Source organism: Streptomyces sp. NPDC103540, from assembly GCF_055584445.1.
Window position 1 is genome coordinate 127,994 of the sequence record NZ_JBVJMA010000018.1, and the last position, 25,106, is coordinate 153,099.

Genomic DNA, 25,106 nt, shown 5'->3' on the forward strand with positions numbered 1-25,106 from the left:
ACGGGCGCGACGGACACGGCGGCTCACCGGGACGGGCGGCTCACCGGGACGGGTCGATCATCACCTTCAGGGCCTCGCGGTCGGCCATGGCCCGGTACCCGGCGGGCACGCCGTCGAGACCGACGGCGCGGTCGAAGACACGGCCGGGCCGCACCCGGCCCTCCAGGATGTCGGGCAGCAGCTCCTCGATGTAGGCGCGGGCCGGTGCCACACCGCCGGTGAGGGTGATGTTCCAGAAGAACAGGGAGAAGTCCATCCTCACGGTCGGGTACTGGGGCGCGCCGACGCGCGAGACCGTGCCGCCGGCCCGCACGACGCCGAAGGCGGTGTCGATGGCCGGCTCCAGGCCCACGCACTCCAGCACGGTGTGGGTGCCGTCGCCGCCCGTCAGCTCGCGCACCCTCTCGATGCCCTCGGCCCCGCGTTCGGGGACGACGTCGGTGGCGCCGAAGTCGCGGCCCAGATCGGTGCGGTCCCGGTGGCGGCCCATGAGGATGATCCGCTCCGCCCCGAGGCGGGCGGCGGCCAGGACGGCGCACAGGCCCACGGCCCCGTCCCCGATGACCGTGACCGTGGTGCGCGCGTCGACCCCGGCGGTGACCGCGCAGTGGTGGCCGGTGGGAAACACGTCGGAGAGGGTCAGCAGGGAGGGCAGCAGCTCGGAGTCCTCCCCGACGGGGAGTCCGACGAGGGTGCCCTCGGCCTGCGGGACGCGCACGGCCTCGCCCTGGCCTCCGTCGACCCCGTCCGCGCCCCAGAACCCGCCGTGGCGGCAGGAGGTGTGCAGGCCCTCGCGGCAGAAGTCGCAGGTGTTGTCCGCCCAGACGAAGGGGGCCACCACGACGTCGCCGCGCTTCAGGCCGTTCACCCGGGAGCCGGTGTCCTCGACGACGCCGAGGAACTCGTGGCCGATCCGGTCCCCGTGCCCCTGCGCGGCCATGGACCCGTAGGGCCACAGGTCGCTGCCGCACACGCACGCGCGCAGGACGCGCACCACCGCGTCGGTGGGTTCCCGGACGGTCGGGTCCGGGACTTCCTCGACGCGGACGTCGCCGGCGCCGTAGATCAGTGTCGCTCGCATGAGGAGGCCGTCGCCTTTCGCTCGCCGAAACCACGCTGCCCCGCCCTCGGGCCCGCGCCCCCCGGCGCCCGCCGCCCGGCCCGCCGGCCCGGCCGGCCGGGGGCACGGCCCCCGACCAGCACACCACCGGCGCGGGCCGCACGCACCTCCGGCGGTGGGCGGGCGGTTCGGCGCTCCCCCGCCCCGGCGGGGCCCGCCGGGGCTTGGACTAAGGTCGGAGGGTCAGCGCGCACCGCCGCGTACCCCGCACGAGCACGAGGAGCAGCCCGTGAACCCGCCCGGGTCCATCACCCTGCAGCAAGAGATCGCCCGGGAACTGGAGGTGTCGGAGAGCTTCGACGCCGCCCTGGAGATCGAGCGCCGGGTGGCGTTCCTCGCCGAGCGCCTCACCTCCACCGGCCTGCGCTCCCTGGTCCTCGGGATCAGCGGCGGCGTGGACTCCACCACGGCCGGCCGGCTCTGCCAGCTCGCGGTGGAGCGGGTCCGGGCGGCCGGGCACGAGGCGACGTTCCACGCCATGCGGCTGCCCTACGGCGTCCAGGCCGACGAGCACGACGCGCAGCTCGCCCTCGGTTTCATCGACGCGGACAGCGTGCTCACGGTGGACGTGAAGCCGGCGAGCGACGCCGCCCTCCAGGCCTGCCTGGCCGGCGGCACCGTGTTCCGCGACGCCCACCACCAGGACTTCGTGCAGGGCAACATCAAGGCCCGTCAGCGCATGATCGTCCAGTACGCGGTGGCGGGCGCCCACGACGGCCTGGTGGTGGGCACCGACCACGCGGCCGAGGCGGTCTCCGGATTCTTCACGAAGTTCGGCGACGGCGCCGCGGACGTCGTGCCGCTGACGGGTCTGACCAAGCGCCGGGTGCGCGCCGTCGCGGACGCCCTGGGCGCCCCGACCGAGCTGGTGTGGAAGACGCCCACGGCGGACCTGGAGACCCTCGCCCCGGGCAAGGCCGACGAGGACGCGCTCGGTGTCACGTACGACGACATCGACGACTTCCTGGAGGGCAAGCCCGTCTCCGAGGAGGCCTTCGCGACGATCGTGCGCCGCTACCGGCTCACCGACCACAAGCGCCGGCTGCCGATCGCCCCGTGACCTCCCGCCCCGGCGGCCCCGATCGCGGGCCGCCGGGGTCCGGTCGCGCGGCGCACGCGCCGTTGGGATGGTGGTGGAGGGGGCAGTGCCGTCCCGCGCGGGACGCACCGGTGTGCACCGGCGCCCCGCCCCGACCGGGGGGTTGGAGAAGGCATGGAGCGCACGAGGCCCACGAAGCGTACGAGGCGTACGAGGCGTACGAAGAGCCGTGGCGCGGCCCCGGCCCTGCTGCTGACGGCGGTCGTCCTGGCCGGAGGGCCGGCGGCCGGCGCGGCCTTCGCGGACGTACGGGCCGACCGGTCCGCCGCCGCCCCGACCGCGCCGGCCGCCCCCTGTCGGCACACCCAGCTGATCGCCGACAGCGCGCAGCGGGTCGGCGCCACCGGGGTCCGGGTGACGGTGATCAACGACGGGCCGAAGGCGTGCGTGCTCCAGGGCTTCCCGACCGTGGCCCTGGCCGGGCAGGGATCGCCCGACAAGAACCTGCCGCTGTCCGTCTCCCGCCGGGGACAGGCCCGGCCCGTGGACCTGCCGGTCGGCGGCAGGGCCTCGACGGTGATCGGCTTCAAGCCGGTCATGGGCGAGGCCGGCGGCTACTGCCCCTCGGGCGCCGAGCCGACCGTGGCGCCGTCGATGGTCGTGGGGGTCGGGGGCGGCGCGCTCCAGTTGGCACCGGCCGACGGCGGCGACTTCGCGCTGTGCGGCACCGCGGTGACCGCCTCCGCCTTCCGCTGACCTCCCCGACCGGGCCGTGTGACAGCCGTCCACCGGCCTTCCCCCCGGCCCGTCCGCCCGCGTTGCCGGGCCCGCGGGGTCGGGCTTGACTGGGAGGTGGTGCGCGGGGTGACCTCCCGTCGCCCGGCGCGCTCCGGAGGCCGTCATGAGCACGCACGCGTCCACCGCGGACGGCACGTCCGCGTCCACACCGCCCGCGCCGTTCGACCCGACCCGGGTCGCCCACCTCTCCGGGGCCTTCGCCCCCGTGACCGAGGAGGTCGACGGGGCCGACCTGCGGGTGGAGGGACGGCTGCCCGACGGGCTGGACGGAACGTACCTGCGCAACGGGCCGAACCCCCGCTTCAGCCCGATCGGCTCGTACCTGTACCCCCTCGACGGCGACGGCATGGTGCACGGCGTGTGGCTGTCCGACGGCAGGGCCCGCTACCGCAACCGGTTCGTGCGCACGCCCGGAGTCCTGGCCGAGGAGCGGGCCGGGCGGGCCCTGTGGGGCGGCTTGCAGTCCATGGTGATGCCCCGGGAGCCGGACGTACCGGCCGACCTCGCCGGCACCTTCAAGGACCTGCCGGACATCAACGTGGTGCGGCACGCGGGCCGGCTGCTGGCGCTCGCGGAGGCCGCCTGCCCCTTCCGGCTGTCGCCGGAGCTGGACACCCTGGGCCGCGAGACCTTCGACGGCGCGCTGCCGGCGGGGATCACGGCGCACCCGAAGATCGATCCGCGCACCGGGGAGATGGTGGTGTTCTGCTACGGCCTCGAACCGCCCTTCCTGACCTGGTCGGTCATCGGGCCGACGGGCTCGGTGGTGCGCGGTCCCACGCCCGTCGAGGGCGTCGACGAGCCGATGATGATCCACGACATGGCCCTCACCACCCGTTTCGTCGTCCTCGTCCTGGCACCGGCGTTCTTCGACATCGAGGCGGCGCTGTCCGGCACGGGCTCGTTGATCGCCTGGCGGCCGGAGCGGGGCACCCGGATCCTGCTGATCCCGCGCGACGGCGGCCCGGTCCGGGAGGCCTCCGACGACGCCTACTGGATGTGGCACACGGTGAACGCCTACGACCTGGGCGAGGACGAGCCCGCGGCCGACGGCCCGGACGGCGGCGGGCGCGTCGTCGGCGGGCGGGGGTACGACGTCGTCCTCGACTACGTCCAGTGGGACCACCTGTCGTTGGGCCCCTCCGGCGCCGGCCCCAACCCGGGCGGCCTGGCGCGCGCCGTCATCAGTCCGGAGGCGGGCAGCATGCGCCGCACGCGCCTGGACGACGCCCGGATCGAGCTGCCGCGCGTGGACGACCGGCTGGTCGGGCGCCGCCACCGGCGGCTCGCGGCGGCGGCCGGCGCGGGCACGGCGGACCTGCTGCCGGGCGAGTACGACGCCCTGCGCTGGTACGACGTCCAGGGCGGCGGCAGCGTGCTGTGGGAGGCCGGGGACCTGTCGGTGGGGGAACCGGTGTACGCGCCGACCCCGGGCGGGGCCGACGGCGAGGGGCACTGGCTCACCTTCGCCACCGACCGTACGGACGGCACCAGCTGGCTCCTGGTCCTGCCGGACGAGGACCCGGCCGCGGGCCCGCAGGCCCGCGTCCGGATCCCGGTCCGGGTGCCGCTGGGCCTGCACGGCGCCTGGCTGCCGACCGAGGAACCGGGCGTGGCCTAGGCCGTCCCCCGGGGCGGGTCGGGGGTCGGGTCGGCGGGTCGGGAGCGGGCCAGGGCGAACACCCCGGCGCAGATCAGGCCGATGCCGAGCAGTTGGGGCAGCAGCCACCAGCCCGCCCGGAGCCGTTCCTCGTACAGCAGCACGCCCAGCGCGACGCTGACGCTCGCGTCGCCCAGGGTCAGCGCGGGCTGGGAGGCCACCAACGGGCCGCCCTGCATGGCGTGTTCGAGCAGCAGCAGGGCGCAGACCCCGCTCGCGGCGAACGCGTACGTCTCCCAGCGCGTCAGGAACGCGAGCAGCCCCCGCGTACCGAGAACGGACACGGAGGACTTCATCAGGGCGGCGGTCAGGGCGTAGCAGACGGCGGTGGCGGCGCCCAGGCATCCGGCGCGGGCCCGGCCCGGCGGGCGTCGCAGGCCCGTGGCGGCGAGGACGACGACGGCGAGGGCGCAGCCCGCGAGGGCCGGCGCCCACCGGTCGGGGGGCACGTGCGTGCGGTTCCCGGAGGGGGAGGCCGCGACGAGGGCGACGGCCAGTCCGGCCACCACGCCGGCGACGGCGAGCCACACCGCCGCGGGCAGCCGGTCGCGGGTCAGCAGCGAGGCGATCAGCAGGGCCAGCGGCAACTCCAGGACGAACAGGGGTTGCACGAGCGTGAGCGCGCCGGTGGCCAGGGCGACGGCCTGCCCCACCCCGGCCGCGATCACGGCCAGGATGCCGACCACCCACACCGGGCGGCGCAGGAGGTCGAGGATCAGACCGGGGCGCAATCCCTCGCTCTGCGGCACGGTCAGCGCCGCCCTGCGCTGCAGGACGGTGGCCAGGGCGTTGCTGAAGGCGGCGAACAGGGCGAAGAACACCGGGAGGACGAAACCCATGGTCCCGATCCTGGCCCGGCCCCGCCCGTCGGGCCGCGCGCCGGCCCGGCCGGGCCGGCGCGTTCCTCCGTCCGGACCCCGGCGGCCCACCGGCCGCGGTCGGTCAGTCGCCGGCGGTGGGGTCGGGTACGCGGACCCCCTGGTCGGCGGCGGACAGCAGGGGCAGGGCCGCGAGGTGCTCCTCCGGCACGGCGAAGGCCTCCGTCAGCGCCGCGAGGTGCGGGGCCAGGCGGTCGCCCAGGGCCCGCAGCTCGTCCGGGAACGCGAGCACCTGCGCCGCCGTGAGGTGGCCGGCCGCCAGCAGGGGTCCCGTCGCGGGGCGCAGCGCCTGGAGTTGGAAAAGGGCGCGGAGGTCGTCCAGCACCCGCCGGGCCGCGGGGGCGGCGGTGCGTTCCACGGCGGCCGTGAAGGCGTCCGAGGCCAGGGTGCGGGCGCGGGCCGCGACGAGTTCCAGGGCGGCGGGCGCGGCGTTGTTCCAGCGGCCCAGGGCGTCCTCGGGGTCTCCGGCGCGCAGGTCGCGCCGGGCCCGGCGCTGGGCCTCGTGTTCGACGGCGGTCAGCAGCGGCCGCAGGAAGGCCGGGTCGGTGAGCCGCTCGCCGCCGTCGGCGGGTGGCGGGGGCTCCGGCAGTGCGTGCTCGAAGATCATTTCGGCGCCGGCCTTGCACCACACGGCGAGGTTGTCGCCCTCGGCGGTGATGGCGCCCTCGATGTCGGGCGGGTAGTCGGCCAGGCCGTTGACGGGGAACAGGCCGCGCGCGCCGCAGCGTTCGCGGGCCTCGACGGCGATGTCGCGGGCCTGCCAGGTGATCCACCCCTTGGCGATGGCCGCGTTCCGTTCCGCCTCGGCGCGCTCCCGGGGCGGGTGCGCGCACCACCGCTCGGTGACGGCGCGGTGCAGGAAGGTCATGGCGTAGGCCCGGGCCGTGCACGACAGCAGCCTGTCGCGGTGGCTGCGGTGCGCGCTCAGCGGCACCCGGCGGCCCGCCGCCGGCCCGGAGACGTGCCGCAGCCCGGCGTAGCGGACGGCGGTGGCGAGCGCCGCGCGGCTGCCGCCGAGGGTGGCCGCGCTCATGCACAGCTTGCCGACGGTGACCCGGCCGATCGCGTGCAGGAACCGGCGGCGGGCGCTGCCCACCTCGCTGCGCAGCACCCCGTCCGGGTCGAGGCGTCCGTGCGGACCCTGCACCAGGGCCGTGCGCGGCAGCCACAGCCGGTCGAAGGAGGTCACGCAGTGGTCGACCGGGGTGCCCGTGCGATCGGGCAGCGCCTCGACGCGCACGCCCGGCAGCGGGCCGTCCGGTCCGGTGAGGGGGGTGAGGAACAGGAAGACGCCCTCGTCGCGGCCGTCGAGGATCAGGCGGGCCGCGACCAGGGCGGACTTGGGTCCCCCGGCGGGCCCGGTGTTGGGCATGTACTTGCGGGCGCCGGGGCCGGGGGTGTGCAGGACGAAGCCGTCGCGGACCGGGTCGTGGTGGGCGGTGGTCTCCAGGGCTGCGGCGTCGTTGCCGTGTGCCCGCTCGGTGCACAGGAAGGTGCCGGTCCGCTCCATCCTCAGGTAGGGGCCGAGGTCGCGCGGGGCGGAGATCGTGTCGTCCAGGAGGCTGCCGAGGAAGAGGTTGTAGTGGATGCCGGCGACGGTGGCCGCCGCGCCGTCGACCACGGACGTCCACTCGTGCAGGGCGGCGAGCGCCCGGGGGTCGCCGGCCAGGGCGGTCGGGGCCTCGGCGCCCAGGGCGCGCAGCCGCGCGTAGGCGAGGTCGAGGCGCCGCCGCGGATCCAGGCCCTCGGTGCGGCGGAAGACCGGGCGGGTGAGGGCGCGCCGCCACGGGCCGTGCACCCCGCCGACCAGGGCGTCGGCCGCGTCCTCGGCCCCGTCCTCGGCCCGGTGCGCGGTGCCCGCCGTCCCGTACGCGGTGCCCGCCGTCGCGGCCGTCGCGGCCGGTCCGGCTGCGGGGCCCTGGGGGCCTTCCCGGAACAGGGCCCGGGTCAGTTCCGCGACGAGGGCGCCGGCCGGGGCGCCGATCGCGCGCCCGCTCCGCGCCGTGGGGTCTGTGGGGTCCGTGGGACTCAAGTGACTCTCGTGGGTGATCAACACGTCTCGGACAACGACGCCCCACCGCCCGCGCAACGATCTTGATGCCTCGGTCCTGCGTTCGCCCGGCCCGTCGCACGGACGGGCGGGCCGTGCCGCTCCGCCGGTCGCCCGCCCCCGGCGCCCTTCCGGTCGGGCCCCGGGTCCGGCAGGATGCCGGTCGCACCGGGAACTGACCGCGCGCCGCCGGGGAGCGGCGGCGGGCGCCGAACCCCGAGACGGAGGATCCCGTGTCAGCAGGGCACGAGCAGGCGTCGCGGGACGCGTTCTACCGCGACCCCTATCCGCTCTACGCCCGCGCCCGCCGGGCCGACGGGCTGACCTGGGTGCCGGAGGTCGACGCCTGGCTGGTGGCGCGCGACGCGGACGTACGGGAGGTCCTGCGGCGCGCCGAGGACTTCTCCTCCGCGAACTCCCTGCTGCCCGACGTCCCGCTGTCGGAGGAGGCGCTCGGGGTCCTGCCGCGCGGCTTCGGGCCGCGCCCGACCGTGGTCTCCTCGGACGGCTCCGCCCACCACCGCCTGCGGGTCCCGCTGAACCGGGGGCTGTCCGCCGGCCGGGTGGCGGCGGTGCTGCCGTACGCGCGGGAGCGGGCGCGCGACCTGGTGGACGCCTTCGCCTCCGGCGACTCGGCCGAGCTCGTGGGGGCGTACGCCCGCCGGTTGCCCGGACTGGTCATCGGTCGACTGATCGGGCTGGACGCGGCCGACGTCCCCCTGGCCGTGCACGGCGGGTACCGGGCCGAGGAGTTGTTCTTCCGGCCGTTGTCACCGCCGGAGCAGGTGGCCGCCGCCGAGGACGTCGTGACGCTCCAGCACCTGCTGGACGGCTACGTCCGCGACCGGCGGGACCATCCGCGCGAGGACCTGTGTTCGGACCTGGTGGCCGCCCTGGCACCCGGCACCGGCGACCTCACCCTCGAACAGCGCCACGAGCTGGTGGCCAACCTGCAGAACCTGCTGATCGCCGGCTTCCTGACGACGAGCGCCCTGCTCTCCACCGCCCTGCTGCACCTGCTCAGGGACCGGGAACAGTGGCGGCTCCTGTGCGCCGACCCGGGGTTGACCCCGGCCGCGGTGGAGGAGTGCGCCCGCTTCGACACCTCGATCCAGGCCTTCCGTCGGATCACGACCCGGCCGGTGACGCTCGCGGGCACGCGGCTGCCGGAGGGGGCCGCGGTGCTCGTGGCGTACGGATCCGCCAACCGGGACGAAGGGCGCGACGCGCGGGCCGACCGCTTCGACATCCGGCGCCCCCCGGACCGGCGCCACCTCTCCTTCGGGCACGGCACGCACAACTGTCCGGGCTCGCGACTGGCCCGCGCCCAGTTGGGCCTGACGCTGGAGTTGTTCACCCGCGCCCTGCCCGGTCTGCGCCTGGACGAGCGGTACCCGGCGCCGTCGATGCGGCCCACCCTGATCCACCGCTCGCCGCGGGCGCTGCACGTGACCTGGTGAGCGGCCGGGGCGGCCCGGCGGCCGGCGGGCGCGCCCCCGACCGGCGCAATGACGGTGCGGCGCCGGGCCCGGGGCGACCCTGGAGACCCTGGCCGGCACCGGGCCGCCCGGATGGGAGGAGCCGGCGGTGACAGCAGCTTCCGGGGAACGCGAGCCCGTCGACGCGGACGGCGGCGGGCGGTACGGGGAGGCGCTCTTCCGCCCCGAGGAGTCCGGGGAGGGCGCCCGCATCGACCACGCCGCGGTCGTCTACGACCCCTTCACCCGGCGGCGGCTGACCGCCCTCGGGGTCGGCCCGGGCCTGCGGTGCCTGGAGGTGGGGGCCGGGACCGGGACGGTGGCCCGCTGGCTCGCGCACGAGGTCGGGGTCGGCGAGGTGGTGGCCCTGGACCGGGACACGAGCCGGCTGGAGCCGCTCGCGGGACCGGGGCTGCGCGTCCTGCGGGCCGACCTGAGGGACCTGGTGGACCTGACCGGCCCGACCGGTCCGACGGGGCTGGAGGACGAGACGGAGCTGGGTGCCTTCGACCTGGTCCACGCCCGGTTCGTCCTCATGCACCTGCCCGAGCGGCGGGCGCTCGTCGGCCGCCTCGTGGAGCGGCTGGCCCCGGGCGGGTACCTGGTCCTGAGCGACGCCCTCGACGTCCCCGACCCGGCCGACACCGGGTCGGCGTACCGGACCACGCTCGATGCCATGTGGCGCACCCTCGCGGCGACGATCGGCACGGACACCGGCGCGGGCCTCGCCCTGCCGCGCGTCCTGCGAGCCGAGGGTCTGCACGACGTCGCCGCCGAGCTGGTGTGCCCTCCGCTGACGGCGGGCGGGCACCTGGCCGCCTTCTGGATCGAGACGCTGCGGCGGATGCGGGCGGACCTGCTGGGGGTCGGCGGGCTGGACGCCGCCACCCTCGACGAGGCCCTGGCCTACCTCGCCTCCCCGGAGTTGGCCGAGCTGGCCCCCGGCATGCTCACGGTGTGGGGTCGGCGGCCCGCGTAGCGTTGTTTCGATCGGATGCGCGCCGCCATGCGTGCGAGCGGTGATCCGGGGCAGACGCCGGAAGAAAACCGAGTCGGCAGGGGGCCCCACCGCATCAGGAGGACACCGTGATCATCTTGGGCATCATCCTTCTCGTCATCGGATTCGTCACCGGCATCAGCATCCTGTGGACGATAGGCGTCATCCTCCTGGTCGTCGGTGCGATCCTGTGGATCATCGGCGCCATGGGACACGCGGTCGGCGGACGCAAGCACTACTTCTAGCGGCCCTGCCGCCCCTCGCGTCACCGCATGAGACCGGCGGGCCGGCAACCCCCCGAATTCGGGGGTTCCCGGCCCGCCGGCCGTCGTCGTCGCTCCTCGCGGTCGTCGCTACTTGCGACGGTCGCGCAGGTCCTCGGCGGCTTCACGGGCCCGCTTCTGGGCGTCGGCCATGTGTTCCTTGGCCTTGCCCTTGGCCTCGTCCATCTTGCCCTCGGCCTTCAGCCGGTCGTCGCCGGTGACCTTGCCCGCGGCCTCCTTGGCCTTGCCCTTGAGCTGGTCCATCTTGCCCTTGTCCGCCATGACGAACTCCTTGGAGTGTTCGGTGAGAGGTGTTTGGTTACCGACTTACGCAAACTAGGCGAAAAGCATCCGTCCCGCGCGTCGAGCGGTGACGCTCCGTGGTCACGCGGGCCCGTCGGGGAGCGGGGCGCGCAGGGCACTGGCCCCGCGGCCCCAGGCGTCCAGGACGTGTGCGGCGAGCCGCTCCTCCAGCAACGAGGTGGCGTCGCAGCCGAAGGACACCTGGGGTTCCAGGTGCGGTTCCTCCTCGAGCAGACCGCCGACGACCTCGTGCCGGACGACCTGCTCGTGGACGGCGTCGGCGGTCACGTGCTCGGCGTAGAAACGGACGGCGGCCGGACCCGCGCCACAGGAGGTCAGGGCCTTCACCATGCGCTTCGAACCCGGTGAGGACGTGGTCTCGACGCAGGCGAAGTGACCGACCAGCGCGCCGCGCCAGGCCCGGTGCAGCCCGAACAGGGACATCAGGTTGACCGTCGCCAGGGCCGGGGCGGGCACGTGACCGAGGTAGTGGTTGTAGGCGGGGTCCAGGCCGAGGTCGACCATCAGATCGGCGAAGAGCCGCGCGTGCACCGCCTCGGGGTGCCCGGCGCCGAACTCGTCGTACTCGACGGCGACGAAGGCGGCCTTGGCCCGGCCGGTCAGGCGCGGGATGGCCCAGGCGTGCGGGTCGGCCTCCTTGAGGTGGTACGGGGAGCGCAGGACGGCGTACTCGCGCAGCCGCTCGGGGGTTCCGGCGTCGGCGAGGTGCGCGCTGATGCCCCCGGCGCCGTCGGCGGGTTCGGTGAGCAGCGGGGCGAAGGCCTCGGCGACGCTCCGGTCGCGGGGCAGGGCCTCCTCCAGGGCGGTGACGAACCGCTGCTCCAACGCGGCCCGCAGCCGCAGCAGGTCCGGGTCCCACTCACGGTCGTCCGCGACGCCCGGCAGGCCCCGGTAGTGCAGTTCGTAGAGCAGGTACAGGGCGAGGTGGAGGTCTTCCCCCCAGGGGTCGGTGGCGGTGTCGGCGGCCTCGGCGGAGAGCTCCGACGGCGGCCGGTCGTGGCCCAGCAGGGCGGTGGTGACGGCGGTGGACAGCGGGCCGCGCGGGGCGGTGTGCCAGGCGGCCTCCGCGGCGGTCGGGGGTACGGTCATCGTCGACGCTCCCTGGAACGGTGGCTGGTGTCGCACCACGGGTAGTCGCGGCTGCGCCGGCAGGTGCACAGGGCGACCATGAACCGGTCGCTGCGCCGCACCTCGCCGTCGGCGGCGACGGCCTCGACCGGGCCTTCGACCAGGACGGGGCCGTGCGGATCGCAGTCCAGCAGGACCCGGCGGGCGGTGCGTCGCGGGCGGGCGGGCCCGGGATCGGGATCGGGATCGGGCGTGCGGTCGGTTTCAGGGTCGTTCGGCACGGATCACCACCAGCCTCTCCCTGGTCTCGGAGCGGCCCGCGAGGCCCTGTTCGTGGAGCCAGGCGCGCCGCGCGTTCAGCACCGGCCCCCAGGGGACGTCCCCGCGCCGCACGATGCGGGTCACGAGGCCCCGGGCGCGCAGCCGGGCGACGGTGGTGGCGGCGCCGCACAGGGCGGAGTGGACCAGCAGCAGGACCCCGCCGGGCCGCAGGAGGGCGGGGGCGCGGTCGCACAGCCCGTCGATGACGGCACGGCCGTCGGGGCCGGCGTCCCAGGCGAGGGCCGGCCCCGTACCGAGCCGGTGCGGCGAGGGCACGTAGGGCGGGTTGCTGACGACCAGGTCGAAGCGCCGGCCGGGGGCGCAGGTGGCCGCCTCGGCGTGCTCGACGCGCAGCGGCAGGTGGTGGTGGCGGGCGTTGAGCCGGGCCGTGGCCACGGCCCGCGCGGAGGGGTCGACGGCGGTGACGAGGGCGCCCCGGCGGGCCGCCAACAGGGCGAGGACACCGCTGCCGGTGCCGATCTCCAGGACCGTGCTGCCGGGGCCGAGGGGTTCGGCCTCCAGGGCCTCCGCGAGGAGGCGGGTGTCGGCCTGGGGGCGGTAGACCCCGGGCGGGAGTGCGAGGACGGTCATGTTGCAGCGGCTGCCCCCGGGGCGGGTGAGTATGCCGGTGCGCGGCACGGAGGGGACGGGACGGCGGGGGCCCGGGCGCCGGTGGGAGGCGCAGGGGCCGGGCGGCGGTGGGGGCGCGCGGGCGGCAGGGGCCGGCCGGATCCACGCTTCCTCGGGGCGGCGTACGGGTGGGCGGCCGTCGGCGTGAGCAGACTGGAGCCGTGGGGCCGCCGACGGGCGGCCCGAGGGAGAGGGGTCCGGTCCGTGAGCGTTCCCGTTCCGATCGTCATCGACTGCGACCCGGGGCACGACGACGCCCTCGCGATCCTCCTCGCCGCGGGCGACCCGGCGGTGGACCTGCTGGCCGTCACCACCGTCGCCGGGAACCAGAGCCTGGAGAAGACCACCCTCAACGCGCTGCGGGTGTGCACGGTCGCCGGGATCACCGGGGTGCCGGTCGCGGCCGGGTGCCCCCGCCCGCTGGTGCAGCCGCTGCGCGTGGCCGACGACGTGCACGGGGAGTCCGGACTCGACGGCCCGCGCTTCCCCGCGCCGACGGTGACGGCCGAACCCGGGCACGCCGTGGACCTGCTGCGCCGGATCCTGACGGAGCATCCGGAGCCGGTCACCCTGGTGCCGACCGCCCCGCTGACGAACATCGCCCTGCTGCTGACCCGCCACCCGGAAGTGGCGCCCCGCATCCGGGAGATCGTGCTGATGGGCGGCTCCACGGAGCGGGGCAACCGGACCCCGGCGGCCGAGTTCAACATCCACACCGACCCGGAGGCGGCGGACATCGTCTTCCGCAGCGGCGTTCCCGTGACGATGTGCGGGCTGAACGTCACCCACCAGGCCCTGGCCACACCGGAGGTCCTCGCCCGCTTCGAGGCGCTGGACACCGAGCTCGGGCGGATCTGCGTCGAGTTGCTGCGCTTCTTCGCGGGCACCTACCGGCGGCTGTTCGGGTTCTCCGCTCCCCCGGTCCACGATCCGGTGGCGGTCGCCCGGGTGATCGACCCCGCGATGGTCGCGTGCGTGGACGCGTACGTGGCCGTGGAGCTGAGCGGGCGGCACACGCGCGGGGCGACCGTGGTGGACCTGCACGGGACGCTGGGCCGGCCCGCGAACGCCCGGGTGGCCGTCGGGCTGCGGACCGACCTGTTCTGGGACCGGCTGCTGGCGGCGGTGTCGGCGCTGGGCGCCGGCGCGGCGGGCGGCCGCTGACGCGGGCGGGGCCGGGGACGGGAACCGGGGGCGCGGGCCGGGGCGCGGGCCGGGGCGCGGGCCGGGGGCCGGGACTCACCACCCGGCCCCCGGGTTCCGCATGTTCCCGGCCAACTCCGCGAGCGGGCGCGGCCGGTGCCCCCGCGCGCCCCGGCCGTACGGCGTACGCCGCCGCGACACCTCCACCACGGTGTGAAAAATTGTTGAACAACGCCCTTCTGGCCGAAAATTTTCGCTTGATTTTGCGGCGTGCGCACTGATGTTTCATCATCGTGACTGCACGTCAGCTCTTGACGTCCGTCGAGGAGACGGGGGCGCGCACCCGCCGCGCCCCACGGTGGCTCCCGTTCCGGATTCTTCGTTCCCCTAGGCAAAGGCCCATGTCCGCCCACCTGCTCTCGGACCTCATACGGTTCGCCCGGCACAACTCGCCCTTCTACCGGGACCTGTACGCGTCCCTGCCGCCCGACACCGACCGTCTCACCGACCTCCCGGTGGTCGACCAGGACGCGTTCTGGGCGGCCAACACCCCGCGCGACAACCGCGTGTTGACCGGTCCGCTCAACGAGGCCACCGTGTACAAGACGGGCGGGACCACCGGTTCCCCCAAGTTCTCGGTCTATACCCGCGACGAGTGGCGCACCTTCGTCACCGCCTTCGGGCAGGGCCTCGTGGACGCGGGACTGCGGCCCGGACACCGGGTCGCCGACCTGTTCTATGCCGGCGAGCTCTACGCCAGCTTCCTGTTCGTCCTCGATTCCCTCGCCCACGCCCCCGTGGACAACGTCCGGCTGCCCATCGGCGGGGCGGCCCCGCCGGAGTCGACGATCCCCACGCTGCGCGACCTCTCCGCACAGGTCCTGACCGGCACCTCCACCACGCTGTGCCGGCTCGCCGAGCGGGTGGCCGCCTCGGGCGAGCGCCTGGACGACGTGGAACTGCTGCTGTTCGGGGGCGAGGCACTGTTCGAGGACCAACGCCGGCTGCTGGTCGGCGCGTTCCCCCGCGCCGAGGTCCGCTCCGTCGGGTACGCGAGCGTGGACGCCGGTCTGCTGGGGCGGCCCGTGCCCGGCGCCGACACCCGCGTGCACCGGGCGTTCACCCCGTACGCGGTCGTCGAGATCCTCGACGACACCACGGGCGAGCCCGTCACCGAACCGGGGCGTCCCGGTCGCGTCGTGGTCACCAGCCTGTTCCGCCGGCTGATGCCGATCATCCGCTACCCGGCCGGCGACCGGGCCGAATGGACCGGCACCGGGCCCGGGCACTTCCGGATCCTCGGGCGCGCCGAGGAGGGCGTCCGGGTCGGGCCCGTGGCCCTGTACACCCGGGACGTCCAGGACGCCGTGGCCGCGGTGGACACCACCGGCCTGGTCGTCGGCACGCAGCTCGTCGTCCGCCGCAGCGAGGGCCGCGACGGGCTCGTGCTGCGCCTGGCCACCGCGCCCGGCGACGGGGCCCCGGGAGCGGACCCGGACGCGCGGCGGTCGCTGGCCGCGGCCGTCGTCGCCGAGCTGGAGTCCGTACGGCCGTTGTACCCGGACAGCGTGCGCGCCGGGTTCGTGCACCCGGCGACCGTGGAATGGGTGCGCCACCGCGACCTCGCCGTCAACCCGCGCTCGGGCAAGCTGATCCGGGTCCTGGACGAGAGGCCGACCGCGTGAGCCGCCCTGCGGCTCCCGCTCCCGGTCCCGCTCCCGCGTCCGCGTCCGCGCCGTCGTCCCCGCCCGCCCCGTCGGGCGGGCGGCGCGCGCCGCTCGTGCTGCGCAACCGGGCGTTCGGCGCCGTATGGCTCGGGCAGGTCCTCACGCAGGCCGCCGTCCGCATGTTCCAGGTCGGCGTGTCCTGGTGGCTCGTCGCCCATGCCGTGCGGGACGGCGCGGGCGTCGCCTCCGGGCTGTTCATGGCCGTCAGCACGCTGCCCGCCGTCGTCCTGGCGCCCGTGGTGGCACGGGCGCTCGCCCGCTTCGCCCACCGCTCGGTCCTGCGGAACTCCGCCGCGCTCGCGGGCGGCGTCGCGCTGGCCCTCGCGGTGTGGGCGTACGGTGACGGCCCGCCGCTGCCGACCGTGTACGGGGCGGCCCTGGCCCTGGCGGCCTGCCAGGCGTTCTTCGACCCCTGCCTGACGACGTCGGTGCCCGAGCTCGTGGACGACGCCGACATCGAGACGGCCACCGGCTTCGAGCTGTCGACGCAGTCCCTGGCGGGCCTGGGCGGCGCCCTGCTCGGGGCGTTGACCGTGGACCGGGCCGGCGTACCGGGCCTGGCCGCGGGCTGCGCCGTCGCCTACCTCGGCGCGGCCCTGCTCGTCGCGGGCGCGCGCTTCCGCGTCACCGGCCCCGTACCGGGAACCGGGGACGGCGGGGACGCGGGGGAGGTCGGGGACGCGGGGTCCGACCTGCCGGCCGCCGCCGGGCCGCGCCCGCTGCGGCGCCTCCTCGGGGAGCTGCCCACCGTGCGGCGGATCCTGGTCTGCTTCACCGCGGCGAACCTGTTCACCGCCGCCGTGTTCGTCGTCATCCCCCTCTACACCCGTTCCGTCCTCGACGGCGGGGGCGCCACCGTGGCCCTGCTGGAGGCCTCCCTGGGCGCCGGAGCCCTCGTCGGTGCCTTCACCGGTTCGCGGTTGCCCGGCCGGCCGACCGTCGCGGGCGCGTACTGCCTGGGGCTGATGGCCCTGGCGCTCGCGCTGCCGGGACTGTTCGCGCACCGCGCCGTCTTCGCCCTCTGCCTGGCCGTGTCCGGCTGGTGCGCGGGCGCCGTCAGCGTGCGCTTCGTGGCCCTCTTCCAGCGGTCGGTGCCCGCCGCGGACAAGCCCGGCTTCTTCGCCGCGATGCAGGCCGTACTGGGCTCCGCCCTGCCGGTGGCGTCCCTGGTGTTCGGCTCCGCGGGCGACCTCCTGTCACCGCGGACGCTCTGCCTGGTCCAGGGCATCGGCCTGTTGCCCGCCGCCTGCGCCCTGGCCCTGTCGGCCGGGCCCGCCGCGCGGGGTACCGCCGCCGGACACCCCGACACCGAACGGATCGGAGACCCCCGGTGAACCCCGTCATCTCCCCCGCCTCCCGTACGGACATCGCCGAACTGCGGCAGCTGTACTACGCGGTGTACGGGCCCCACTACCCCGTCGCCCTCGGCACCGACCCCGCCGAGATGGCCCGCCTCATCGCCGACCCGCACTCCCTGTGGCTCGTCGGCCGCCGCCCCGACACCGGCGCGCTGACCGCGTCGGCGGCCATCCGCAGCGAACCGGGCAGCCGGATCGGGCGCCTGGAGGGCATCGCCGTACACCCCGACCACCGCGCGTCGGGGCTGGCCGGCGCCCTCACGGGGGCGCTGTGCGCCGGGATGCTGGACAGCGGCCGCCTCGACTCGGTGTACGCGACCGTGCGGACCGCCGGCGCCGGCCCCCAGCGGCTCGTCGCCCGCCACGGGTTCCGGCCGCTGGGCATCCTGCCCAACGCCGTCGACCTGCGCGACCGCGAGAGCCTCGCGCTCTACGCCCGCCACGGCGCCGGGGTGCTCGACCGCCGGATCCCCGTCACCGAGGTGCCCGCCCCCCTGCTGCCGCTGCTGCGGACCGCCGGGGCCGCGCTGGGCATCGACTACACGGACCTGCGGGCGGGCTCCGCCCCGCTCCCGGCGCCCGGGGCCCGCGCCTCGGCCGACCGGCTGGAGCTGATCGAGGCCCCCGCCTTCGTGGGGCGCCGCTTCCGCGAGCGGTTCCCCGGCCGCGAGGGCTGGTTCTACCCGCTGCACACCCCAAACGTGCTGCTGACCCCCGAGGACGGCGGCTTCGAGGTGTACGCCTACCTGAACCGGGCCGGCGGCTACTGCTCCCTGCTGAGCGCGCACCCCGACCCGGCCGCCGCCGCCGACCACCTCGAAGCCGTCACCCGGGCGCTGGCCCGCGCCGGCGCCGGCTACGTGGAGGCCCTCGTACCGCTGGCCCACCACGAGGCCCTCTCGGCCTTCCTGGCCCAGGGGTTCGTCGCCGGCGCCGTCTACCCGGCGATGCGCGCGGACGGCGACGGCTTCCACGACTACGCCGTCCTGTCCCGCTCCACGGAACGGATCGACTTCCGCGGCGTAGCCGCTCCGCCGCCCCTCCAGCCCTACCTGGACTGCTACGTGTCGGCCTGGGCGTCGACACACCTGCCCACACCATCCGAGGTTGCCCCATGAACCCCCATCTCGCACCGGTCACCGTGCCCGACCCGGACCTCCTGCCGCACGTACAGCGGCTGTGCGACCTGACCGACCCCTACGCGCACGGCCCCGCCGAGGACGAGCTGTTCGCGGCGGCCATGGCGGAGATCAACGCCTGGCACACCGAGCGGTCCCCGTTCTTCGCCTCGCTGTACGAGGACACCGCGCCGGACGGCCCGTACCGCACCCCGCTGGTCCACGCGAACTTCTTCAAGCGGCACGAGGTGCTCTCGATCCCGCGCGAGGACGTCGACCTGCACCTGACCTCCTCCGGCACCACCGGGCAGAAGTCGCAGATGTTCTTCGACCGGTGGACCATCCGCTCCGCGCAGCGCATGGTCGCCCGGATCTTCGAGCGCAACGGCTGGATCACCCCCGACCAGGAGGTGAACTACCTGCTGTACAGCTACGAACCGGCGCCCTCCCTCGACCTGGGCACCGCCTTCACCGACAACTACCTGTGCGACTTCGCGCCGGCGCGGGAGGTCGCCTACGCGCTGCGCGACACCGCCGGCGGTCACGAGTTCGACCCCTTCGGCTGCGTCGCGGCCCTGCGCCGCTTCGAGCGGCAGGACGCCCCGGTGCGCGTCCTCGGCTTCCCCGCCTTCCTCTTCTTCACCCTGGAACGGATGCGGGCCATGGGCCTGCCCCCGCTGCGCCTTCCCGAGGGCTCCCTCGTCGTGCTCGGCGGCGGGTGGAAGGGCAACGCCGACCGGAGCATCGGCAAGGAGGAGCTGTACGCGCGGATCACCGAACAGCTGGGGATCCCCGGCGAGCGGATCCGGGACACGTTCGGCTCCGTCGAGCACTGCGTCCCCTACGTGGAGTGCGAGCGCCACCGCCTGCACGCGCCCGTCTGGTCGCGGGTCACGATCCGCTCGACCCGCACCCTCGAACCGCTGCCCCACGGGGAGCCGGGCTACCTGCACCTGGTCTCGCCGTACATCACCTCGGTGCCGGCGCAGAGCGTCGTCATGGGCGACCTGGCCTCCCTGTGGCCGGGGGACGCCTGCGGCTGCGATCTGGGAACCCCCTGGTTCACCGTCCACGGCCGGGCCGGGGTGAGCCGCAACCGGAGCTGCGCGGTGGCCGCGGCGGAACTGATGAAGGGAATGGCGTGACCATGAGCGCGCACACGATCGCGACGACGGACCGGGACGCCACGCACGTCGACTCCACGCGCGTCGGCGCGGACGCCCCCCACTACTGGCGGGGCACCTTCGTCGGCGACGACGAGGCCGGGCGCCGGCTGGCCGACTGGCCCGCCGCCGTCGAGGCCGCGCTGGCGACACCGCTGGAGACCGAGACCGTCCTGGCGGCCTGCGACGCCCTCGGCGCCGCCCTGCTCGACCCGGACCATCCGGTGTACGCCCGCGTCGCCGCGCACCTGCCCGAGGGGGAGGACCCGGTCCTCCTGACCGAGCTGGGCCGGCTGCTCGGCCGTCGGGAACTGACCCGCAAGCTGCGCCGCGAGCTCGGCGGCGCCGTACCCGGCCGACTGAACCGGGCCGATCCGCGCGAGACGGCCTACGAGGCGTGGGCTCCCGTCGGCCTGGTGGCCCACATCGCCCCGGGCAACGCCGCCGGGGTCGCGACGCTCAGCCTCGTGGAGGGCCTGCTCGCCGGGAACGTCAACGTCCTGAAGACCAGCAGCGCGGACGGCCTCCTCACCCAAGCCCTGGTGGCCGAGTTGGCCGCGCTGGATCCCGCCGGCGCCCTGGCCGACCGGATCGTGATCCTGCGGTTCCCCTCGGCGCGCCAGGAGTGGCTGCGCCTCATGTGCGCGCCCGCCGACGCCGTCGCCGTGTGGGGCGGGGAGGAGGCCGTCCAGGGGGTCGCCGCCCATGTGCCGCGGGGATGCCGGCTGGTGGAGTGGGGGCACCGGATCTCCTTCGCCTACCTGACGGGCGACGCGTGGGCGGACCCCGCGACGTTGGAGGCGCTCGCCGACGACGTGTGCCTGTTCGAACAGCAGGCCTGTTCCAGCCCCCAGGTGGTCTACCTCGACACCGCGGACGAGAGCGAGCTGTTCGCGTTCGCCGAGCGGTTCGCGGGGGTGCTCGCCGCCCGTCCCCCGGCCCCGATCGACCCCGCCGAGGACCCGGCCCGGGAGGCGGAGCTGACCACCACCGTCCTGCTGGCCCGGCTGGAGGAACACCTCGGGCTGACCCGGGTGTTCGCCGCGCCCGACGGCGCCTGGCGGGTGATGGCCGACACCCGCTCACCGCTCACCGCCTCGCCGCTGCACCGCAGCGTGTGGGTCAAGCCGCTGCCCCGCCGGGAGGCCATGGCCACGCTGCGCCCGATGCGCCGCTACCTCCAGACGGCGGGCGTCGCCGGCAGCCGGACGGACGTCGCCGAGCTGTCCCGTACGGTGCTGGCCGCGGGCGTCACCCGGGTCACCCCGGTCGGCGCCATGGCGGCGAGCTACGCGGGCGAACCGCACGACGGGGTGTACGCGCTCCAGCGCTACAGCCGCCGGGTGGCCGTCCAGACCGATCCGGAACGCTTCGCCACCACCGCCTGCCTGGACGACCTCGTACGCCCCGTCCGCCTGCCGCGCCCGTCCGGCCCGCTGGTGGGGAAGGAGGAGGTGCGGGAACGCAACGGGCTGGTGGCGCGGGCCGACGCCGAGCTGTACTTCCACAGCGGGGGCAGCACCGGCGCGCCCGCCCTGTCGCTGTTCAGCTACGAGGACTACGACACGCAGATGCGCGCGGCGGCCCGCGGTCTGCTCGCCGCGGGCTACGACCCGGCCCGTGACCGCACCGCCAACCTCTTCTACAGCGGCGGCATGTACGGCGGCTTCATCAGCTTCTTCTCCGTACTGGAACGGTTGGGCGGGGTGCAGCTGCCGCTCGCGGCGGGGACCGACCACCGGGCGACGGCGCGGGCGCTGATCGACCACGGGGCCGACACCCTCTTCGGGATGCCCTCCTACCTGTGGCAACTGCTGCACGCGGAGGCGGACGCGCTGCGCGCCTACGGAGGCCTGCGCAAGGTGTTCTACGGCGGCGAGCACTTCACGCCGGAGCAACGGCGCGTCCTGAAGGACGAGTTCGGCATCGAGGTGGTCCGTTCGATCACCTACGGCAGCACCGACCTCGGCCCGCTGGGCTACCAGTGCGTGCACGGCACGGGCGGCGTCCACCACCTGCACGCCGACCTGCACGCCCTGGAGATCCTCGACCCGGTCGAGGACCGTCCGGTCGCGCCGGGCGAGACGGGCCGGTTGGTGTTCTCCACGCACGCGCGGCGCGGGCAGGACCTCGGCCGCTACGTCATCGGCGACCTGGGTCGCGAGATCCCGGGGCGCTGCGCGTGCGGCAGCCTGGCGCCCCGGTTCGAGCTCCAGGGGCGCATCGGTGACGTCATGCGCGTGGCGACGTACTTCCTCGACCGGCGGCGCCTCGTCTCCCTGGCCGGGGAGCGCGGCGGGCACACCGGCGAGCTGCAGGTCCTGTTGGAGCGGACGCCGGCGCGGGAGCGGCTGACGGTGCGGGTGGAGCGGCTGGGGTCCACGGATACGGCGGCGTTGCGGGAGGTGTTCCTGTCCGGTTACGCCGACCTGCGCGCGGCGGTGGACGAGGGGCTGCTGGAGCTGGCGGTGGAGGCGGTCGACGGGGCCTCGCTGGAGCGCAGCGCGGCGAGCGGGAAGCTCCGCTCGGTGGTGGACGCCCGCGTCTGACGGGCGCGGCGGGCGACGCCGCCGGGGCGCGGCGAGGGGCCGGGGCGGCGACGGGCCGGGGTACGGCCCTCGTCGCCGGCCCCGGCCGCGGCCGCGTCACCCGCGTCCTCGGTCCGCGCGCCCCGGGGGGCGTCAGGACCGGTCGTCCTTCGTGGCGCCGAGCCAGGCCCCGATGCCCGGCAGGGCCTCGGGGCCGCTGTCGCGCTCCACGGAGCCGACGAGGTCCGCCACGGAGACCCCCCGGAGCGACGCCCGCCAGGCGGCGTCGGCCGCGGACATGGCGCGGGCGATGGGGCAGGGCTTCGTACAGTCCTCGGGCGGTGTGCCGAGGGGGCCCCGTTGGCGGATCTCGGTGCACACGAAGGCCGGGCTCGCCCCGTCCACCGCGAGGACGACGTCCAGGACCGTGATCTCGGCGGCGGGCCGCGTGAGCGCGTACCCGCCCGTCTTGCCCTGCACGGAGGCCACGAGGCCGGCCCGGGACAGGGCCTGCATCTGTTTGGCCAGGTAGCTGGGCGAGACGTCGTGCAGCTCGGCCAGGCGGGCGGCCGGGACCGGCCCGCTCGCGGCGGTCAGCACCACGCAGCAGTGGAGCGCCCACTCCACGCCTCCGGACAGTTTCACTCACCCTCCCGTTTGACTCGGATACAGAATATCCGAGTATCATCTCGGACATCAGATGTCCGAGTCAGCGGCGGCAGCGGCGCTCGGATCACCGCAGCGCGCGAAAGGGCACGATCATGAGGATCACGGTCATCGGCGGCACCGGACTGATCGGCTCCCGGCTCGTCTCCACCCTCCGCGGGTGCGGCCACGAGGTGGTCCCCGCCTCCCCGTCGACCGGCGTCGACCTGTTGACCGGCGTGGGGCTCGACCGGGCGCTCGAAGGGGCCGAGACCGTCGTCAACGTGGCGAACTCCCCCACCTTCGACGAGGCCTCCCCCGCCTTCTTCCGCACCACCATGGAGAACCTGCTGACCGCGGGCGAGCGGGCCGGCGTCCGCCACCAGGTGGTCCTGTCCATCGTCGGCGTCGACCGGGTGCCGGAGCTGGACTACTACCGGGCGAAGACCCTCCAGGAGGAGCTGCTGCGCGGCGGACCCGCCGCCCACTCGATCCTGCGCGCCACCCAGTTCTTCGAGTTCGTGGACGCGGTGCTGTCCTGGACCTCCGACGAACACACCGTCCGGCTGCCGTCCACGCGCGTGCGGCCCGTCGCGGCGGCCGACGTCGTCGACGCCCTCGCCGACGTCGCGACGGCCCCGCCACTGAACGGCACGCTCGACGTGGCCGGCCCCGACGTGTTCGCGCTGGACGAGCTCGGCGGGCTGACCCTGGCGGCCCGGGGGGACGTCCGCACCGTCGTCACCGACGAGGGGGCGGGCATGTTCGCCGCCGTCCGGGGCGACGTCCTCGTCGCGGGCCCCGGAGCCCGGATCGCCCCGACCCACTACGAGGACTGGCTCGACCGGCCCCGCTCGCGGGCCTGAGCGCCCCCGACCCGCCCCCGGGGTGTGACGCCGCAGCGGTCAGTCGCCGGCCGGCGCCCCGAACCAGCGGTTCAGCGGGCCGGTCAGGTCCCGCTGGTCCGCTCCGACCCAGGCCACGTGGCCGTCGGGACGCAGCAGCACCGCGGGCACGTCCAACCCCTCGACGGCGTCGACCACGTGGTCCACGCGGTCGGCCCAGCCCCGCACCGACAGCAGCCCGGTCCGGTCGAGCAGCAGGCCTCGCCCGCCGTGCATCAGCCCGTAGAGGCTGCCCTCCTTCAGCGGTACGTCCCGCAGCCGCAGGCCGAGCAGTTCGTGGCCCTCGCCGAGGTCGTAGCGGATGCCGATGCCGCTGGTCATCTCGGTGACGTACCGGTTGACCTCGTCGAAGTCCAACAGTCGCGAGAACAGCTCCCGCAGGGCCACCGCCCCCGGGGAGTCGTCCAACAGCGCGCCCTGCGCCCGGGTATTGGCCAGCACGCGGGCGCCCACCGGGTGCCGTTCCGTGTGGTAGGTGTCCAGCAGGCCCTCCGGTGCCCAGCCGTTGACCTCGGCGGCCAGCTTCCAGCCCAGGTTGAACGCGTCCTGGACGCCGAGGCCGAGGCCCTGGCCGCCGGCCGGCGGGTGGATGTGGGCGGCGTCGCCGGCCAGCAGCACCCGGCCGGCCCGGTAGCGCTCCGCCTGACGGGAGGCGTCGCCGACCCGCGACAGCCAGCGCGGCGCGTGCACGCCGAAGTCGGTGCCGGCGTGGGCCCGCAGCTGTCGTTTGATCTCTTCGAGGGTCGGCGGGGTCGTACGGTCCTCCGACACCCCCTCCGCCGGCACGATCACGCGGTACAGCCCGTCGCCCATCGGGACGGTGCCGAACCGTCCGTGGACCTTGCGGGCCTCCGCGGTGACGGCGGCCACCGTCTCCGGGTCCGCGGTCACCTCCATGTCGCCGAGCAGGGTCTCGACCTTGGCGGCCTCGCCGGGGAAGTCGATGCCGACCAGCTTGCGCACCGTGCTGCGGCCGCCGTCGCAGCCGACGAGGAAGCGGGCGCGCAGCCGCGTACCGTCCGCCAGCTCGACGTCCACGCCGTCCTCGTCCTGGCTCAGTGCGACCAGCTCGTGGCCGCGCCGGATCTCGGCGCCGAGTTCCACGGCCCGCTCGTGGAGCAGCCGTTCGGTGACGGGCTGCGGGGCGGCGAGGCCGAAGGGGTGGGCGGTGTCCAGGGCGCCGGGGCGCAGCTTGGGCAGTCCGCCGAAGTCGCCGATCGCGAGGGGCTCACCGACCGCGAGGAAGCGTTCCAGCAGCCCCCGTTGGGCCATCACCTCGACGGTGCGCACGTGGAACCCGCGTCCGCGGGACTCCGCCGTGGGCTCGGTGAGCTTCTCCAGCACCACCGTCCGCACCCCGGCCAGGCGCAGCTCCGAGGCCAGCATCAGGCCCGTCGGTCCACCGCCGGCGATGATCACGTCGATTGTCACAGTACTCGTTTCCGCAGGTCCGGGCTTTGATCGCCTGATTCTGCGGTACGACCGGGGCCTTGCCGCAAGGCCCCCCGTGGGCTATAAGTTGATCAAGGCAAGGAGCTGTGTCGAAGGGTGTCGACCTCCTTGCCTTCGCCGTGTCGTCGTACGCGTGCGGGCGCCTCGCGCGGCGGGCCGGGCTCCACCGTGACGACAGCGCCCAGGGTCTGTCGTCACACTCCTGTCGTCGCCCGGAGGGCGGGCCCGCGGCGTCCGGTGCGTGCTCTCGGCGTGCCGGGCGGAAGCCCGTGTACCGGACCGTACTCGGTCTTTCGCCCGGTGCGGCGAGAGCGCGTGCCAGACGCCGCGGGGCAGACGGGAGTTCGACGACAGGCCCTAGGGCGTGTCCGCAATGTCAGGTGGGGAGCCATAGCCGTAGGCAGGCGAGGGTGACCAGGGCTTGGTAGTGGCGGGCTCGTT

The 25,106-nt window shown here is 75.4% G+C and carries 22 protein-coding genes; 13 read left to right on the forward strand and 9 right to left on the reverse strand.

The features are described 5' to 3' along the window. Positions 1-40 precede the first annotated feature (40 nt). On the reverse strand, positions 41-1,081 hold the full coding sequence (locus ACZ6ZI_RS33930; protein WP_469527501.1) for a zinc-binding dehydrogenase: 1,041 nt from the start codon (positions 1,079-1,081) through the stop codon (positions 41-43). A 268-nt stretch (positions 1,082-1,349) separates the two neighbouring features. On the opposite strand from ACZ6ZI_RS33930, the gene nadE reads away from it, so the two are divergent. The 3 genes from nadE to ACZ6ZI_RS33945 all read left to right on the forward strand — a co-directional run bounded on the left by nadE (position 1,350) and on the right by ACZ6ZI_RS33945 (position 4,578). Continuing rightward, positions 1,350-2,180 carry an ammonia-dependent NAD(+) synthetase gene (gene nadE / locus ACZ6ZI_RS33935; RefSeq protein ID WP_469527505.1) on the forward strand — a complete coding sequence of 277 codons (831 nt, stop codon included), beginning with the start codon at positions 1,350-1,352 and terminating at the stop codon, positions 2,178-2,180. Positions 2,181-2,333: 153 nt separating this feature from the next. Next, entirely contained in the window at positions 2,334-2,915 is a 582-nt protein-coding gene (locus ACZ6ZI_RS33940) for a DUF4232 domain-containing protein (RefSeq protein WP_469527507.1), read from the forward strand. Between the two features lie 145 nt (positions 2,916-3,060). Further along, complete coding sequence (locus tag ACZ6ZI_RS33945) at positions 3,061-4,578, forward strand: carotenoid oxygenase family protein (protein WP_469527509.1); 1,518 nt, start codon at positions 3,061-3,063, stop codon at positions 4,576-4,578. On the opposite strand, the gene ACZ6ZI_RS33950 is transcribed toward ACZ6ZI_RS33945, so the two are convergent. Next, the gene (locus ACZ6ZI_RS33950; RefSeq protein WP_469527511.1) at positions 4,575-5,456 is read right to left on the reverse strand and encodes a DMT family transporter; all 882 of its coding nucleotides are present in this window, start codon (positions 5,454-5,456) and stop codon (positions 4,575-4,577) included. The two genes, ACZ6ZI_RS33945 and ACZ6ZI_RS33950, sit on opposite strands and share 4 nt — an antisense overlap. A gap of 103 nt (positions 5,457-5,559) precedes the next feature. Continuing rightward, entirely contained in the window at positions 5,560-7,527 is a 1,968-nt protein-coding gene (locus ACZ6ZI_RS33955; protein WP_469527513.1) for an acyl-CoA dehydrogenase family protein, read from the reverse strand. Between the two features lie 251 nt (positions 7,528-7,778). On the opposite strand from ACZ6ZI_RS33955, the gene ACZ6ZI_RS33960 reads away from it, so the two are divergent. The 3 genes from ACZ6ZI_RS33960 (at position 7,779) to ACZ6ZI_RS33970 (ending at position 10,265) form a co-directional block, all read left to right on the forward strand. Beyond that, complete coding sequence (locus ACZ6ZI_RS33960; RefSeq protein WP_469527516.1) at positions 7,779-9,005, forward strand: cytochrome P450; 1,227 nt, start codon at positions 7,779-7,781, stop codon at positions 9,003-9,005. 127 nt (positions 9,006-9,132) lie between these two features. Next, positions 9,133-10,002, forward strand: coding sequence for a class I SAM-dependent methyltransferase (locus ACZ6ZI_RS33965; RefSeq protein WP_469527519.1), 870 nt, complete (start codon positions 9,133-9,135; stop codon positions 10,000-10,002). Positions 10,003-10,109: 107 nt separating this feature from the next. Beyond that, entirely contained in the window at positions 10,110-10,265 is a 156-nt protein-coding gene (locus ACZ6ZI_RS33970; RefSeq protein ID WP_363064208.1) for a DUF6131 family protein, read from the forward strand. Positions 10,266-10,373: 108 nt separating this feature from the next. Here ACZ6ZI_RS33970 and ACZ6ZI_RS33975 read toward each other — a convergent pair whose 3' ends face one another. The 4 genes from ACZ6ZI_RS33975 to ACZ6ZI_RS33990 all read right to left on the reverse strand — a co-directional run bounded on the left by ACZ6ZI_RS33975 (position 10,374) and on the right by ACZ6ZI_RS33990 (position 12,587). Further along, complete coding sequence (locus ACZ6ZI_RS33975; RefSeq protein ID WP_363062610.1) at positions 10,374-10,565, reverse strand: CsbD family protein; 192 nt, start codon at positions 10,563-10,565, stop codon at positions 10,374-10,376. Positions 10,566-10,667: 102 nt separating this feature from the next. Next, positions 10,668-11,696: an iron-containing redox enzyme family protein gene (locus tag ACZ6ZI_RS33980; RefSeq protein ID WP_469527522.1), complete on the reverse strand. Its 1,029-nt coding sequence runs from the start codon at positions 11,694-11,696 to the stop codon at positions 10,668-10,670. After that, positions 11,693-11,956 carry a CDGSH iron-sulfur domain-containing protein gene (locus ACZ6ZI_RS33985; protein ID WP_469527524.1) on the reverse strand — a complete coding sequence of 88 codons (264 nt, stop codon included), beginning with the start codon at positions 11,954-11,956 and terminating at the stop codon, positions 11,693-11,695. Before ACZ6ZI_RS33985 ends, ACZ6ZI_RS33980 begins: the two co-directional genes overlap by 4 nt. Beyond that, positions 11,940-12,587 (reverse strand): HemK2/MTQ2 family protein methyltransferase, encoded by a 648-nt coding sequence (locus tag ACZ6ZI_RS33990; RefSeq protein WP_469527529.1) that lies wholly within the window; start codon positions 12,585-12,587, stop codon positions 11,940-11,942. The genes ACZ6ZI_RS33985 and ACZ6ZI_RS33990 overlap by 17 nt, the downstream gene beginning before the upstream one ends. A gap of 243 nt (positions 12,588-12,830) precedes the next feature. Here ACZ6ZI_RS33990 and ACZ6ZI_RS33995 point away from each other — a divergent pair, with 243 nt between their 5' ends. The 6 genes from ACZ6ZI_RS33995 to ACZ6ZI_RS34020 all read left to right on the forward strand — a co-directional run bounded on the left by ACZ6ZI_RS33995 (position 12,831) and on the right by ACZ6ZI_RS34020 (position 21,684). Then, on the forward strand, positions 12,831-13,790 hold the full coding sequence (locus ACZ6ZI_RS33995; RefSeq protein ID WP_469527531.1) for a nucleoside hydrolase: 960 nt from the start codon (positions 12,831-12,833) through the stop codon (positions 13,788-13,790). Positions 13,791-14,170: 380 nt separating this feature from the next. Next, entirely contained in the window at positions 14,171-15,454 is a 1,284-nt protein-coding gene (locus tag ACZ6ZI_RS34000) for a phenylacetate--CoA ligase family protein (protein WP_469527533.1), read from the forward strand. Continuing rightward, the gene (locus tag ACZ6ZI_RS34005; protein ID WP_469527535.1) at positions 15,451-16,830 is read left to right on the forward strand and encodes an MFS transporter; all 1,380 of its coding nucleotides are present in this window, start codon (positions 15,451-15,453) and stop codon (positions 16,828-16,830) included. The genes ACZ6ZI_RS34000 and ACZ6ZI_RS34005 overlap by 4 nt, the downstream gene beginning before the upstream one ends. After that, positions 16,827-17,972 carry a GNAT family N-acetyltransferase gene (locus ACZ6ZI_RS34010; RefSeq protein WP_469527538.1) on the forward strand — a complete coding sequence of 382 codons (1,146 nt, stop codon included), beginning with the start codon at positions 16,827-16,829 and terminating at the stop codon, positions 17,970-17,972. Before ACZ6ZI_RS34005 ends, ACZ6ZI_RS34010 begins: the two co-directional genes overlap by 4 nt. Then, positions 17,969-19,117, forward strand: a complete 1,149-nt coding sequence (locus tag ACZ6ZI_RS34015; RefSeq protein ID WP_469527541.1) for a LuxE/PaaK family acyltransferase — start codon at positions 17,969-17,971, stop codon at positions 19,115-19,117. Before ACZ6ZI_RS34010 ends, ACZ6ZI_RS34015 begins: the two co-directional genes overlap by 4 nt. 2 nt (positions 19,118-19,119) lie before the next feature. Beyond that, positions 19,120-21,684, forward strand: coding sequence for an acyl-CoA reductase (locus tag ACZ6ZI_RS34020; protein WP_469527543.1), 2,565 nt, complete (start codon positions 19,120-19,122; stop codon positions 21,682-21,684). A gap of 132 nt (positions 21,685-21,816) precedes the next feature. On the opposite strand, the gene ACZ6ZI_RS34025 is transcribed toward ACZ6ZI_RS34020, so the two are convergent. Beyond that, positions 21,817-22,308, reverse strand: coding sequence for an RrF2 family transcriptional regulator (locus ACZ6ZI_RS34025; RefSeq protein WP_469527545.1), 492 nt, complete (start codon positions 22,306-22,308; stop codon positions 21,817-21,819). A 116-nt stretch (positions 22,309-22,424) separates the two neighbouring features. Here ACZ6ZI_RS34025 and ACZ6ZI_RS34030 point away from each other — a divergent pair, with 116 nt between their 5' ends. Then, entirely contained in the window at positions 22,425-23,174 is a 750-nt protein-coding gene (locus tag ACZ6ZI_RS34030) for an SDR family oxidoreductase (RefSeq protein ID WP_469527548.1), read from the forward strand. Positions 23,175-23,213: 39 nt separating this feature from the next. On the opposite strand, the gene rox is transcribed toward ACZ6ZI_RS34030, so the two are convergent. Continuing rightward, a complete protein-coding gene (rox, locus tag ACZ6ZI_RS34035; protein WP_469527550.1) occupies positions 23,214-24,644 on the reverse strand; it encodes a rifampin monooxygenase in 1,431 nt (476 codons plus the stop codon). Positions 24,645-25,106 lie beyond the last annotated feature (462 nt).

Bases quoted from the DNA above. Each gene is read 5' to 3' on its own strand.
- ACZ6ZI_RS33930 (WP_469527501.1), bottom strand. From the start codon at position 1,081: ATGCGAGCGACACTGATCTACGGCGCCGGCGACGTCCGCGTCGAGGAA.
- ACZ6ZI_RS33940 (WP_469527507.1), top strand. From the start codon at position 2,334: ATGGAGCGCACGAGGCCCACGAAGCGTACGAGGCGTACGAGGCGTACG.
- ACZ6ZI_RS33945 (WP_469527509.1), top strand. From the start codon at position 3,061: ATGAGCACGCACGCGTCCACCGCGGACGGCACGTCCGCGTCCACACCG.
- ACZ6ZI_RS33950 (WP_469527511.1), bottom strand. From the start codon at position 5,456: ATGGGTTTCGTCCTCCCGGTGTTCTTCGCCCTGTTCGCCGCCTTCAGC.
- ACZ6ZI_RS33975 (WP_363062610.1), bottom strand. From the start codon at position 10,565: ATGGCGGACAAGGGCAAGATGGACCAGCTCAAGGGCAAGGCCAAGGAG.
- ACZ6ZI_RS33980 (WP_469527522.1), bottom strand. From the start codon at position 11,696: ATGACCGTACCCCCGACCGCCGCGGAGGCCGCCTGGCACACCGCCCCG.
- ACZ6ZI_RS33990 (WP_469527529.1), bottom strand. From the start codon at position 12,587: ATGACCGTCCTCGCACTCCCGCCCGGGGTCTACCGCCCCCAGGCCGAC.
- ACZ6ZI_RS34000 (WP_469527533.1), top strand. From the start codon at position 14,171: ATGTCCGCCCACCTGCTCTCGGACCTCATACGGTTCGCCCGGCACAAC.
- ACZ6ZI_RS34015 (WP_469527541.1), top strand. From the start codon at position 17,969: ATGAACCCCCATCTCGCACCGGTCACCGTGCCCGACCCGGACCTCCTG.
- ACZ6ZI_RS34020 (WP_469527543.1), top strand. From the start codon at position 19,120: ATGAGCGCGCACACGATCGCGACGACGGACCGGGACGCCACGCACGTC.
- ACZ6ZI_RS34030 (WP_469527548.1), top strand. From the start codon at position 22,425: ATGAGGATCACGGTCATCGGCGGCACCGGACTGATCGGCTCCCGGCTC.